Source organism: Pantoea sp. X85, assembly GCF_029623675.1.
Classification (GTDB): Bacteria; Pseudomonadota; Gammaproteobacteria; order Enterobacterales; family Enterobacteriaceae; genus Pantoea; species Pantoea leporis.
In genome coordinates this window covers 280895-294116 of the sequence record NZ_CP121109.1, presented here as the reverse complement: position 1 = coordinate 294116, position 13222 = coordinate 280895, and the positions used below count along the sequence as shown (strand labels likewise).

At 55.6% G+C, this 13222-nt stretch carries 9 protein-coding genes and 2 pseudogenes; 6 read left to right on the top strand and 5 right to left on the bottom strand.

Features of this window, described 5'->3' with window-relative positions:
• Nucleotides 1-8 precede the first annotated feature (8 nt).
• Both P6287_RS20910 and P6287_RS20905 read right to left on the bottom strand, forming a co-directional pair.
• Nucleotides 9-1481, bottom strand: a complete 1473-nt coding sequence (locus P6287_RS20910; RefSeq protein ID WP_277975295.1) for an OmpA family protein — start codon at nucleotides 1479-1481, stop codon at nucleotides 9-11.
• 225 nt (nucleotides 1482-1706) lie between these two features.
• Nucleotides 1707-1922, bottom strand: a pseudogene (locus P6287_RS20905) (hypothetical protein); the annotation flags it as partial.
• Nucleotides 1923-1940: 18 nt separating this feature from the next.
• Between P6287_RS20905 and P6287_RS20900 the strand changes: the two are divergent.
• Both P6287_RS20900 and eptA read left to right on the top strand, forming a co-directional pair.
• Nucleotides 1941-2166, top strand: a pseudogene (locus tag P6287_RS20900) (LysR family transcriptional regulator); the annotation flags it as partial.
• Between the two features lie 89 nt (nucleotides 2167-2255).
• The gene (eptA, locus tag P6287_RS20895) at nucleotides 2256-3899 is read left to right on the top strand and encodes a phosphoethanolamine transferase EptA (protein ID WP_277975294.1); all 1644 of its coding nucleotides are present in this window, start codon (nucleotides 2256-2258) and stop codon (nucleotides 3897-3899) included.
• Nucleotides 3900-3932: 33 nt separating this feature from the next.
• Here the strand turns inward: eptA and P6287_RS20890 are convergent, their stop codons facing one another.
• Entirely contained in the window at nucleotides 3933-4709 is a 777-nt protein-coding gene (locus P6287_RS20890; RefSeq protein ID WP_137386993.1) for an ABC transporter ATP-binding protein, read from the bottom strand.
• A gap of 194 nt (nucleotides 4710-4903) precedes the next feature.
• Here P6287_RS20890 and P6287_RS20885 point away from each other — a divergent pair, with 194 nt between their 5' ends.
• The 3 genes from P6287_RS20885 to P6287_RS20875 all read left to right on the top strand — a co-directional run bounded on the left by P6287_RS20885 (nucleotide 4904) and on the right by P6287_RS20875 (nucleotide 8156).
• Nucleotides 4904-5977, top strand: a complete 1074-nt coding sequence (locus P6287_RS20885) for an ABC transporter substrate-binding protein (protein ID WP_277975293.1) — start codon at nucleotides 4904-4906, stop codon at nucleotides 5975-5977.
• A 10-nt stretch (nucleotides 5978-5987) separates the two neighbouring features.
• The gene (locus tag P6287_RS20880; protein WP_277975292.1) at nucleotides 5988-6995 is read left to right on the top strand and encodes an ABC transporter permease subunit; all 1008 of its coding nucleotides are present in this window, start codon (nucleotides 5988-5990) and stop codon (nucleotides 6993-6995) included.
• A gap of 111 nt (nucleotides 6996-7106) precedes the next feature.
• Nucleotides 7107-8156, top strand: coding sequence for a pyridoxal-phosphate dependent enzyme (locus P6287_RS20875; protein ID WP_277975291.1), 1050 nt, complete (start codon nucleotides 7107-7109; stop codon nucleotides 8154-8156).
• Between the two features lie 66 nt (nucleotides 8157-8222).
• Here P6287_RS20875 and P6287_RS20870 read toward each other — a convergent pair whose 3' ends face one another.
• Nucleotides 8223-9281 (bottom strand): ABC transporter substrate-binding protein, encoded by a 1059-nt coding sequence (locus P6287_RS20870; protein WP_277975290.1) that lies wholly within the window; start codon nucleotides 9279-9281, stop codon nucleotides 8223-8225.
• Between the two features lie 200 nt (nucleotides 9282-9481).
• Between P6287_RS20870 and P6287_RS20865 the strand changes: the two genes are divergently transcribed.
• Nucleotides 9482-10630: an acyl-CoA dehydrogenase family protein gene (locus P6287_RS20865; RefSeq protein WP_277975289.1), complete on the top strand. Its 1149-nt coding sequence runs from the start codon at nucleotides 9482-9484 to the stop codon at nucleotides 10628-10630.
• Between the two features lie 120 nt (nucleotides 10631-10750).
• Here the strand turns inward: P6287_RS20865 and fhuE are convergent, their stop codons facing one another.
• Nucleotides 10751-12946 (bottom strand): ferric-rhodotorulic acid/ferric-coprogen receptor FhuE, encoded by a 2196-nt coding sequence (gene fhuE, locus P6287_RS20860; protein ID WP_277975288.1) that lies wholly within the window; start codon nucleotides 12944-12946, stop codon nucleotides 10751-10753.
• Nucleotides 12947-13222: the final 276 nt, after the last annotated feature.

The window sequence follows — 13222 nt, the reverse complement described above, 5'->3', positions numbered from 1 at the left end:
TTATCCGTTTATCCACGCTGAGGAGCGTAATTGGCCAGCCACGGCTGACGATGATTGCTATAAAAGAGCTGTCCTTGTTGCGCAGGCTTGCCCGATTTCGGCAGCAAGAGGTCGACGCACGAGATCGGTTGATGCTGGGCATCGGCGATGTAGACGCGGTAAAGAATGCTGTCTTCACCTTCCCAACTGTTGGCGACACTTGCCATGCCTTGTAGCGCCTTGCGGTTGCCCTGCGCATAGTTTGGCGTGATGAGCACTTGAGGGTTTTGCGTCACCACGGCACCCTCCTTGAGAACAAACACTGGCGTCAATGTCACCAGGTTGCCATTCACCAATCCAGCCCACGCGCGCCCGTTCATATTGGGCAGATATTCCCGCGTATCATGCTGATCGATCGCCTTACCGCTGGCTAAATTCTTAGCCAGCCCACTGACGCGGGGAAGATCGGTGAGACAGCTACCGCTGACACTGCTGGCCTGCGCCTGACTAATCAGGCTGAAACCTTGCGACAGCGGCTTTAAGTTGCTGGCGAGACCCGTAACCTTTGCGCTGGTGGGCTTGCCACCAAAATCGACAAAGTTAACGGGATTGCTCTCAGCAATGGCTTGAGTGGGTTGGGTCACCACTTCCGGCGCTTTTACTTCAACGCTTTTAGTCGCAGCCTTCTTGCTCGCTATACGTGGTGCCGCCCTGGTGGTTGAAGTACGCGCCAGCGTATTTTCAGCAGCAGAGCTGTGGCGCAAATACAGTGGGTTATTGCTTTCCAGCGCCAGACGTTGGCGTAACAGTGCTTCATTCGCCAACGCCACGATTTCAACCCGGCGGTTTTGTGCCCGACCCGAAAGGGAATCGTTATCCGCCAGTGGACGTGAGGAACCCACGCCCTGGAAATAGAGTTGGCTGGCTTTAATGCCACTTTGCTCCAGTACCAGCCCAACGTTGCGGGCACGCGCTTCAGAAAGTTGCTGATTGTGTTCGGCGTTGCCCGTGGCGTCCGTATGTCCCACCACCAGCAAAACATCGTTGGAGGATTGCTGGCCGCCTTTCATCGCTGTGGCAATTTTTTGCACCTGACGCATGCCGCTGCTGGTCAGTTCTGCACTGTCGATGGCGAACATGGTACCGTCCTCAACTTGTGCAACAATCCCAACCGGCTCCTGCTTGCTGTTCTCCTGCGCCTTAAGCGCCTGAGTGCTGATGCGAATTTTTTCTTCCTGGGCGACTTCAGCCAGCGCCTGTTCACGATTCTGCCAAACGTTTCCGACCACGCATCCCGCTACGCCGCCTGCCAGTCCACCCACCAGGGCTTTCCTGGCGTCGTGAGTCACCAGATAAGTGATGCCGCCACCCAGTGCGGCACCGCCGATACAACCGGCAGCGGTACCGTAATCACGAGCAAAGTCATTCATTGAGGCACAACTGGAAGTCAGAGAAGCGGCGATCAGCACGAATGCAGCTTTTTTAGAAAAGGGTAAATTCACATCAAATCCTTGATTGAAAAATCCTCTGTCGTGCGGAGGAAACAATGATTAATGGTTGAGGCTAATTGATAAAAAAAATTCACAGGTTTGTATCGGCAGCAATGCCGATTACTTTAGACCTCAGTGGAGAATTTCTTCTATTCAAGGAGATAGAGGATTAAAACGGATTGACGCAGGAGGAAGTGATGAAATTACGTTAGTAATATTATCTAATCACCGCGCGATTTATCGCGCAATAGGTGTTTGATGAATATGGGCACGCGTGGCAAGTTTGACCAAACGCCAATCCTGATGGCCGTTAATCATCGGGTTCGCCTGCGCTTTTGCCGGCTCAACCGCCGGTTTGCCGTTTTGAGTTTCCTGCGTCAGGAGGCGCACGCGATTATCGGAAAGATCTTCGATCAACCATGCATGCAGCACGTCCAGACGATCATCGCTGCCCCACCCTGGAAATCTCACGTTAACCACTTCTGCGCACAGAATCACGCGCTGGTGTCTTATCTCGGCGGGAATTTTCACGGCGTCACCGATGCGGCTTTGAATGCGATGGGACGCGCGCGCCGCCGCTGGAGATTCAGGCTTCACCAAAACCGTGGCGTAGCATGAAAGAACGCACCGCGATGCCGGGCATCGCTGGTTGCGCGAATTATTGTTCACCACGGTCAGCCGCAATGATGCTGTCTAAAGATAAATCTGCCTCAAAGGATTCAGCCTAAGGTTGACTTAACCTTCTTTTCTTAATCTGGCGCCATCTTCACTGTTACGGATGGACCAATGACGTTTTCGCTGCGCAAAAGACCGACGCTAAGTCGGCTGACGTTTATTTCGCTATTTTCAATTTATATTGCGGTGTTCCTGAATATTGCCTTTTATCGTCAGGTGATTGCAGCAATGCCGCTTGATACGCTGCGCACGATATTCGTCTTCGTCTCAATGCCGCTGGTGGCATTTAGCGTGATCAATATTATCGCCACCCTCGCCTCTTTTGTTTGGCTTGACCGGCTTATTCTTGCGCTGTTCGTATTAGTGGCGGCGGCTGCGCAATATTTCATCTGGACCTTCGGCATTGTTATTGATCGCTCGATGATCGTGAATATTCTGGATACCACACCGTCCGAGTCCTTTGCTCTATTGTCGCCTAAGTTAATTATCACGCTGGGTGGCAGCGGCCTGCTCGCTGCCCTTTTGGTATTCTGGATTCGGATTAAACATAACGAACCTCTGTGGAAAAACATCGCCAAACGCGCCGCGTCAATTGTGGTGTCGGTCATCTGCATCGCCCTGGTGGCGACATTTTTCTATAAGGATTACGCCTCGCTGTTTCGTAACCAAAAAGAGCTGATCAAATCGCTCAGCCCGTCGAACTCCATTGTGGCGACACTTTCCTGGTATCGCCACAGCCGCACCGCCAATTTGCCGCTGGTGAAAATTGGCTTAGATGCCAAACAAAAGCCGCAGATGCTGGCGGGTGCAAAGCGCAATCTAACGATTTTGGTGGTGGGTGAAACCACGCGCGCGGTGAATTTCCAGCTTAATGGTTATGGCCGCGAAACCACGCCGTTGCTGGCGAAAGATGACGTCTCTTATTTCCCCAATACGCAATCCTGCGGTACCGCTACTGCGGTCTCTTTGCCATGCATGTTCTCGAATATGCCGCGCGCGCATTATGACGATCAGCTCGCTGAACATCAGGAAGGCATGCTCGATATTATCCAGCGCGCCGGCGTGCAGGTTTTATGGAATGACAATGACGGCGGCTGTAAAGGTGCCTGCGATCGCGTCCCGCATCAGGATATGACCAGTCTGAATCTGCCGAATATGTGTCACGATGGGGAGTGTTATGACGAGGTATTATTTCACGGTATCGAGGACTATATTAAAAACCTCAAAGGCAACGGCGTGATCGTACTGCATACCATTGGCAGTCACGGCCCAACCTATTACAACCGTTATCCGCCGCAGTTTAAAAAATTCACGCCGACCTGCGATACCAATCAAATTCAGGATTGTTCGCAACAGCAGCTGGTGAATACCTACGACAACACCATTCTGTATATCGATTACATTGTCGATAAGGCGATCAATGTATTGAAGGCGCATCAGGATCAATACACCACCAGCCTGGTGTATTTATCGGATCACGGTGAGTCGTTGGGGGAAAATGGCGCTTATTTGCACGGTATGCCGTATGCGATTGCACCGGATGTGCAGAAACATGTGCCGATGCTGATTTGGCTGTCACCAGATTACCAGCAGCGTTATGGCGTGAGTAAACGCTGTGTCGATAAACAAGCGGCGCATCAGGGTTATTCGCAGGATAATCTGTTCTCCACCGTGCTGGGATTGACGGGGATTCAAACCAGCGAGTATCAACCTGCGGATGATATTTTGGCCGGTTGCCGGATCGTGCAGGGGTAAATGCCAGAAGGTCGCCATGAATGGCGACCCACATCACGCAGCTACCCGATCCGCCCCCAACAAATCCAATATCCTGCTGCGCAGCGCCACCAGCTGCGGATCATCGCGACGGCGCGGCCACGGCAGATCCACCTCGATCACATCCACCACTTTCGCCGGTCTTGGGCTGAATACCACCACGCGATTCGCCATCACCAACGCTTCTTCAACATCGTGCGTCACCATCAGCGTGGTGAACTGCTGCTCCTGCCACAGGTCGACAATCTCCTGCTGCATCCGCAACCGCGTCAGGGAATCGAGCTTGCCGAGCGGTTCATCGAGGATCAGCAAACGCGGCACGTTAACCAGCGCGCGAGCCAGCGCTGCACGCTGCGCCATACCGCCCGAAAGCTGATGTGGCCAGGCACGGGCAAACTGCCTGAGGCCGACGCGATCCAGCATCGCGTTGATACGCTGTTCGCGCACTGGCCGGCTCTCCCCACGAATCTGCAAACCGAGACCGACGTTGTCATAGACGGTGCGCCACGGATAGAGCGTGGGATCCTGAAACACCACCACGCGCGACGGATCGGGCGCGGTGATCGCTTTGCCCTCCTCCGCCAGTAACCCGCTGGCGGGCGGTTCGAGGCCTGCCAGCAAACGCAGCAGCGTCGATTTGCCACAGCCGGACGGCCCCAGCAGCGCGACAAATTCACCGGCCTCTACCTGCAAATTAATATTCTCCAGCACCGGTAAATCTTCGCCTTCTAAGGTGAAGTGATGATTCACCTTCTCAATCGCAATATTAACGCCCGCCGAAGTGGTAGCCATATTTTCGCTCCTGCTTGATTTGCTAAGAAATAAAGCATAAGCCTCGCCTTTCCCACACTGAAATAGCCATTTCGGCAAACCTATCCGCAAATATTCATAATGAAAAACTGCATGATGTCATGCGGGATTGTTATTTGGTCGCGCTAATTGCCTTTGCCATAGTGCCTGTGAACTTTATCTACAAGGAAGACAGGATGGCATTGCAACAATTCTCTCTGAGCCGCCGCGCGTTATTACGCGGGCTGGGTCTCTTTAGTGCCGGCGTGGCGGTAAATCCGTTGCTGAGCAGCAACGTGTTTGCCGACGAAAAACCCCTCAAAACCATCAAGCTGGCCTGGGGGCAAACCGCAGTGTGTCAGTCACCGATATCTGTGGCGCTGAAGCAAGGCTTCTTTAAAAAGTACGGCTTGAATGTTGAGCCGGTGAACTTCAGCGGCCCCACCGATGCGCTGTTACAGGCGATTGCCACCGGTCAGGCCGATGGCGGCATCGGCATGGCGCTGCGCTGGCTGAAACCGCTGGAGCAGGGTTTTGATGTGGATCTCACCGTCGGCACGCACGGCGGCTGCATGCGTTTACTCGCGCCGCAAAATAGCGGCATCCGCGATGTGAAAGATTTGGTGGGCAAATCGGTGGCGGTCAGCGATCAAGCTAGCCCGATTCGCAACTTCTTCGCCATTCAGCTGGCGAAACAGGGCATCGATCCCGATAAGCAGGTCAACTGGCTGCAATATCCGCCCGACCTGTTCGGCGAAGCGCTGCGCAAAGGCGAAGTGCAGGCGCTCGCCACCGACGATCCGCAGGGCTGGCTGCTGAAGAAGCAGCACGATCTGGTGGAAGTCGATAACAACCTGAAAGGCGAATACGCCAACCTCACCTGCTGTGTGCTGGGTCTGCGCGGCTCGCTGGTGCGTGACGATCCCGCCACCGCGCGTGCTATCACCCAGGCGATTGTCGATGCGCAGCAGTGGACCGCCGAACATCCGGAAGAGACGGCGAAAATCTTCCAGCCGTTTGTGCCTGGCTCCGTCGCGGTGGAGGATATCGCCGCGATGCTGAAAGAGCACACTCATAGTCATCACTCCACCGGCGTGCAGCTGCGCAAAGAGGTGGCGGTTTATATCGATGAGCTAAAAAAAATCAACGTGATCCGCCCGGATACCGATGCGCAGCGCTTCGCCGAACACTATGTGCCAGAGCTGCTGCCGGCGGAATCCGCCCATCAGCACGCCAGCAATATGGCGCACATGAGCAACATGTCGAGCTAAGGAGACGAGAATGGCCAGTGAAACCCTGACGATTGCCCGCAACCGTGATGTGCCGCGCCGCCTTCAACCGGCTGTTTGGGGTGCGCTTCTGCTGTGGTGGGCGCTGGTCGCGCTGATGGTGGCGGTGCCGGATAAGCCGCAGGGTTTTGCCGCCCCGCGCTTTGTCAATGAAACGCACGAGCTGTTTGCCGCCATCGCGCTGCTTCTCACCGGGCTGGCGATTGCCTCGGGTCTGTTCCCACGGCTGACACTACTTGCGCCGCTCAAACGCAGCGGTCCGTGGCTGATGGTACTGGCGCTGCTGATTGGCCTGTGGGAAACCGTTACTGGCAAACTGGCGCTGCTGCCCGCGCCGTTTTTCGCCCCGCCGCGTGCGCTGGTCGAAGCCTACGCCACCGATTGGCCGCGCCTGCTGGATAGCGTGCTCAATTCGCTGCGTCTGCTGGCCTTCGGCTTTATCTACGGCAGCGTGGTTGGCTTTATTACCGGCGTAGCGATTGGCTGGTCGCGCGGCTTGGGTTATTGGGTGCATCCGATCCTGCGCTTCCTTGGCCCGGTGCCTTCTACCGCGCTGCTGCCGCTGTCGCTCTACTTCTTCCCGTCAAGCTTCTCGGCGGCGGTATTTCTGATTGCGCTGGCGACCTGGTTCCCGGTGACGGTGCTAACCTGGTCGGGCGTTTCCAGCGTTGATACGCGTTATTACGATGTGGCGCGCACGCTCGGTGCCAATTCGCTGTTCCTCGTGTTGCGCGTGGCGGTGCCGGCAGCGCTGCCGCACTTGTTTGTCGGCCTGTTTATGGGTTTGGGCGCGTCGTTCTCGGTGCTGGTGGCGGCGGAGATGATGGGCGTGAAGTCCGGGCTCGGCTGGTATCTGCAGTGGGCGCAAGGCTGGGCGGCTTACGCCAATATGTACGCCGCGCTGATTGTGATGGCGCTGCTGTTCTCTTCGCTGATCTCCCTGCTGTTCCTGGTGCGCGATCGCCTGTTGTCATGGCAGCGCAGCGCGGTGAAATGGTAACGACATACATTGCGTAATGAATTGCGCCGATCCGGTATGTGCACCCATCCGTAGCGGCGCGATTTATCGCGCAATCATTCAGGCTCATCTCATCTATTTATGAGGTCGATTATGGCTGCAAAAATTTCTGCTTCTATCACTGAACTGATTGGCAACACGCCGCTGCTGCGCCTGTCTCGCTACGCGCAGCAACACGATATTCAGGCCGATTTGGTCGCCAAACTCGAACTGTTTAATCCCAATCACAGCGTGAAAGATCGCATCGCCCTCAGCATGATTGAAGCCGCCGAACGCAACGGCATTATTCAGCCCGGCGATACGCTGGTTGAAACCACCAGCGGCAACACCGGCATTGGGTTAGCGGCGATTGCGGCGGCGAAAGGCTACAAGTTCCGCGTCTATATCAATGATTTCGTTAGCATCGAACGCAGCCAGATTATTCAGGCGTACGGTGCCGAAGTGGTGCCGTTCAGTACCATTGAAGGCTTTAAAGCGTTTTACGATGCCAGCAACGGCGATTTCGTCGCCGCCACCAAATGGCTGGCCGAGCAGGTCACTGCGGCGGAACCGGAAGTGCACTTCCTGCTGCAGCTGGATAATCCGGCCAATCCGGCGATCCATGAGCGCACCACCGGGCCGGAGATCTGGCGCGATAGCGGCGGCGAGCTGGATATTTTTATCGCCGCCGTCGGCACCGGCGGCACGCTCTCCGGCACCGGACGCTATCTCAAACAGCAGCATCCGGGATTACAGGTTATCGCCGTGGAGCCGGGCGTGGGTTCACAGCCGAGCGAACTGCGTCCGGATCCACTGGAAATTACCGGCGTGCATGCGTTCAGCAACCAGACGCCTGAGCGTATTCCTGCCAATCTCGATCACCGCGTTTACGATGAAGTAATCGCGGTGGAAACCTGGCAGGCGTACACAGCGGCGCGGCAGCTGGCGCTGAGCGAAGGTGTGCTGGTGGGGGATTCCTCCGGGGCGGTGTTGTGGGCGGCCCAACAGGTTGCAGCGCGACCGGAGAATCGCGGCAAACGCATTGTGGTGTTGCTGGCCGATGGCGGCAGCAGTTATTTAACCACCCAGCTGTTCGCGCATCAGGTACCAGCGGAATCGCTGAAGCTGGCGAGCGCCGTGCAAACCTCCAGGAAAATCGCCTGAAAATAATGCGCGATAAATCGCACCGCTACAGAGTCCTGCATGTATTCGTAGCGGCGCGATTTCAATTCAAACCAGCACGTTGCTGGTAATCCCCTTAGCAAACAACAGCGGATCGGTTTCCGGTCGTAACACGTTGATCGCCTTTAAATCACGCGCATACACGTCGATCTCATTCACAAACGCGTTCCCCACCGAATAGTGTCCGTGCGTATGGGTTTTCAGCACGCTGGCGATCTCCTGCGGCGTGGTGTTGAGTGCCTGGCCGTTAAACTCGCTGCCAATTGCTTCCGGGTGTTTGGCCGCATAAGCATGCGCCTGCAGAATCGCGTGGGTGATCGCCGCCGCCACTTCCGGCTGTTCGCGAATCAAACTGCCGCGCGTGCCCACCACACAGCAACTCAGTCTGGCGTACTCGTCCATTAAGTTGGTGCCAATCTCGCGGTAGCCCGGCTTCTGGGTTAAGCGCCACATCACCGGATCGGAACCGCTGGCGGCCTGAATCTCGCCCTTCTCCAGCACCATCGGCAGCAAATCCTGCGGGAACACGCGCCAGTCGACATCGGTATTGGGATCGACGCCGTGCTTTTTCAGCATCAGCGAGAAGAAGTTTTTATCCGCGCCCGCCATGTCGGTGACGCCAATGGTTTTGCCTTTCAGCTGCTCCAGCGTGGTCGGCCCGCCATCGCGCGCCAGCAGGCGCATACAGCCGCCGTGCGTGTCGGCGGTGAGTTTGACGTCAAAGCCCTGCTCCAGCGCTTTCAGCCAGCGCAGCGCCATGCCGATGGCAGCTTCGGCTTTGCCGGTGGCGATGGATTCCAGCAGCAGTTCGGTGGAGTTGCCGAAGTTAACGAACTCCACTTCCAGGTTGTGCGCTTTAAAGAAGTTATGCTGATCGGCCACCACTACCGGCGCAAGGCAGATGGCGTTGAGATTGACCACCAGACGCACATGCGTTGGCTTCGCCAGCGCCCATTTTCCGGGGCCATCTTGCAGTAAATCGCCGGGCATCTGCATGCCCGCCATATGATCATCGGCAAACACGCGGCCCGGTAATGTTGCCGCCATCGCCGCGGCGGCGGAATATCCCAGAAAATGCCGACGGGAAACTAAATAACTATTTGGCATTAAATGACTCCCAAAAATAAATGCAGGTGAAGGTGTTGACCCTAATTAATGGCTCGCACAGAAACAGCCATTGCAAATTAACACTTCCACCGGCGGCAGAATTATGCCGATTCCGCATGTATATAGCCGGTTTATTGCTTTTACAGCGGTGGCAGAACAGGAAATAATTAAGCCTGATTTAATAAGGGGATTAATAACGCATGGCAAATAACCCGCCCTTTCTGGCTGAAATATTGCCGGTGATTATTCAGGCCTTAGAAAAAGACGCTGAAGAAGTTGATCGCAGCGGCGAATTTCCCAAAGCGGCTTTTAGCGTGTTGCGGCAGCATGGCTTGCTGCACTTTGTATTACCGACAACATTGGGCGGCAGCGGCGGCGATCTGCTGGCAAGCCAGGCGATTATCCAGGCCGTGGCGCGCGGCGAACCTTCTGCAGCGCTGATTCTCATCATGCAGTATCTCAACACGCGTCGCCTCGACGACAGCTCAAACTGGCCAGACGCGGTGCGCCGCAGGGTGGCGGAGAGCGTGATTCGCGACGGTGCGCTGATTAACGCGCTGCGCGTCGAACCCGAATTAGGCACGCCCGCGCGCGGCGGATTGCCCGCCACCCGCGCACGCCGCACCGCTGAAGGCTGGCGCATCAGCGGCGAGAAGATTTACTCCACCGGCAGCTATGGGCTGAGCTGGTTTCTGGTGTGGGCCAGCAGCGACGATGCCGATCCGCTGGTCGGCGGCTATCTGGTGCCAGCCAACGCGCCCGGCATCCACATCATTGATGAGTGGGATCACCTCGGCATGCGCGGCACCTGTAGCCATCGCGTGGTGCTGGACGAGGTGCTGATCCCGCTCGATCACGCGGTCAACGTCGCGCCGTGGAGCACGCAGCGAGCGGGCCTCAACGAAGAAGAATCAGTTTGGATGGCGGTGCTGCTCGGTTCGCTGTACGACGCCATTGCGCATAGCGCGCGCGACTGGTTTATCGCCTTTTTGCAGCAGCGCGTGCCGGCCAATCTTGGCGCACCGCTGGCATCATTGCCGCGCTTCCAGGAGCTGGTTGGCCGCATCGATACGCTGCTGTTTACCAGTCAAACTATGCTAAGCAGCGCTGCCCACGGCCACGTCGCCAGCGGACATGCCGCACAAATCAAACAGGTGGTAACCGAAAACGCCATTCGCAGCGTGCAGCTGATGGTGGAAAGCATCGGCAACCACGCGCTGACGCGCCACCATCCGTTACAACGTCACCTGAGAAATGTGTTGTGCGGTCGCATACATACGCCGCAGGACGACGCCATTTTCACTTCCGTGGGCAAATCCGCCCTTTATGCTGAGAGGAGTACATCATGACGCTGGAATTTATTGGTCTGGAGGGTAATCAGAAGAAATACGAGTTGCTATAAAAGGCCTGCTTAAGGTGATTTGACGGGTTTATTATTGGGTGCGCATGACACGCACCCTAAATTTTGATTAAAAACGATACGTCGCCGAGACGGAGAAATTACGCGGATCGCCGTACACGATACCGCCGTTGCTGACGTTGGTGTCGTACTCTTTGTCGAACAGGTTGTTGATGTTCGCCTGCAGCGAGACGTTTTTGGTGACGTCGTAGCGTGCGAACAGATCCACCACCGAGTAGCTGCCCTGACGTGCGCGCCAGGTGCCTTCGCCGTCTGGACCGCCAATGTCGCCGTAGGTTTTCGACTGCCAGGTCACGCCACCACCCAAGGTCAACTGATCCAGCATCGGCAAGCGATAGCTGGTGAAGAGGTTGAATGAGGTGCGTGGCAGCTGAGAATTGTAATTCTCGCCTTCGCGATCTTCCGCCACATAACTGGTACCGCCGAAGGTCATCTGCCAGTTATCGGTTACCGCACCGTTGACTTCAAACTCCACGCCACGGCTCACTACGCCACTTTTACCCACATAGATGGCATTGCCCGTTTCCGGGTTGGTTTGTCCGGTCGCTTCGCCAACGTTATCCAGTTCAGTGCGGAATACGGAGATCGAGGTAGTCAGGCGGCTGTTAAACCAGTCTGATTTCACGCCCGCTTCGTAGTTCTTGCCAATCACCGGCGCCAGGAATCCGCCCGAGGCATCCTGATAATCCTGTGGCTGGAATACCGAGGTGTAGCTGGCATATGCCGACCAGTTGTCGTAGAAGTCCCAAATCACACCACCGTACGGCGTGATGTTGTTCTTCTCCATCTCTTCGCTCAGCGTCTGACGATTCCAGTTGGTATAACGCGCGCCCAGAATCACATGCAGCGGATCGGCCAGCGAGATGCGTGTTGCCAGATAAGCAGATTTCTGACGTACCAGCTGTGTATCTGAAGCCGGTTCGCGCGGATCCCAGTTAGATTCCGGGAAATCGCCGTTGTAGTTATTGAAGTTACCCAGCTCTGCTGATGAGATGTTCTCCCACGAGCTGTAGTACTTGTTGTCCTGACGACTGTAGTTAACGCCAATCATCAGCTCATGCTGACGTCCCAACAATTCGTATGGGCCGCTGGCGAAGGCATCCACCGCATCCACTTTACGTTTGCCGGTGTTGTAGCCGGTGCCGCCGATAACCGGATATCCCGCGTAAGAAGAAGAGCCCACGCCGGTGGTTTTATCAAAGAAGCCATCGATATACAGCTGTTTGCTGTCGAGGAACATTTCGTTATGCGTGCCGTTAAGCGTGATGTTCCAGCCGTTATCGAAGTTTTGCTGCAGGTTAACAAAGACCTTTTTTTTTTCTTTGTTGTTGTAAGCCCAGTCTGGCGCGGTGTTGTAACCACGACGCGCTTTGATCTGAGAACCGTCGGTATACCAGCGCGGGGAACCGCTCCACATTGGCGAATCGGTGTTTACCTGGGTAAATTCGTAACCAACCGACAATTTGGTGGAGTCGGTCAGATCAGCGTCAACCACGCCATAAACGAACTTTTTGTCTGCACCGTAGCGTTCGATAAAGCTGTTTTTATCTTCATAGCCCGCTACTAGTCGACCACGCACGTTCCCTTCAGGCGACAGCGGTGCAGAGAGATCGGCAACGTAACGCTGCTTGTTCCAGCTGCCGTAGCTGGCGGAAACATCACCGGTGAACTCTTTGCTATCGGCGTGCTTGCGCACCATGTTGATGGAGGCGGAAGGATTGCCTGGGCCAGTCAGCAAGCCGGTGGCACCGCGCACCACTTCGACGCGCTCATACAGCGCCATGTCGCTCTGCGCATCGCCAAGGTTCCAGCGTGAGGCGAAGGCGGTTGGAATACCGTCGACCATATAGTTGTCGATCAGGAAACCGCGCGAATAGTAGTTGGTGCGGTCCATATCGGAAGAGACGCCGTGGATACCGGTGGTGTTCTTCAGCACATCGTTCAGCGATTGCAGCTGTTGGTCTTGCATACGCTGCTTGCTGACGATTGAAACCGATTGCGGAATATCGCGCGCGGTGAGCGCCATTTTGGTACCGGCACGCGTCACCGGTACGCTGTAATCCTGTGCCGCCTGCTGTTGCTGATCGGCGTTGGCGCTGGCATCCACGTTCAGCGTCTGTTCGGTGTTGGTGGTCTCTGCTGCCTGCGCGATACCTGACGCAACCATCACAGCCAGTAAAGAGAGACGTAACGCACGCTGAGGCGCACTGCCGGGTTTCTTGACGCGCAAATCACTGAAAGACATACGATTCCTCAATCAACTTATCGTTATTTTTTTGCGGCACCGCTGCTGACGTCGGAAAGAGGAACGACAGTAAGGAAGCCGTTAAGAAAGCAAATGAGAAATATACGCATTAAGATTTCCAATGCAAGAAATTGTTACCAGTTTACTGACACTTTTACACTTGGTGAAAAGCCTTATTCTTCAACGAGTAATAGTTGACTTACGTTATTTTCAGGAAGGTTCATGGCGGGGCTTTCGGCAACTATGTGAAATTGAACAGATTCTTATGTGTACGGT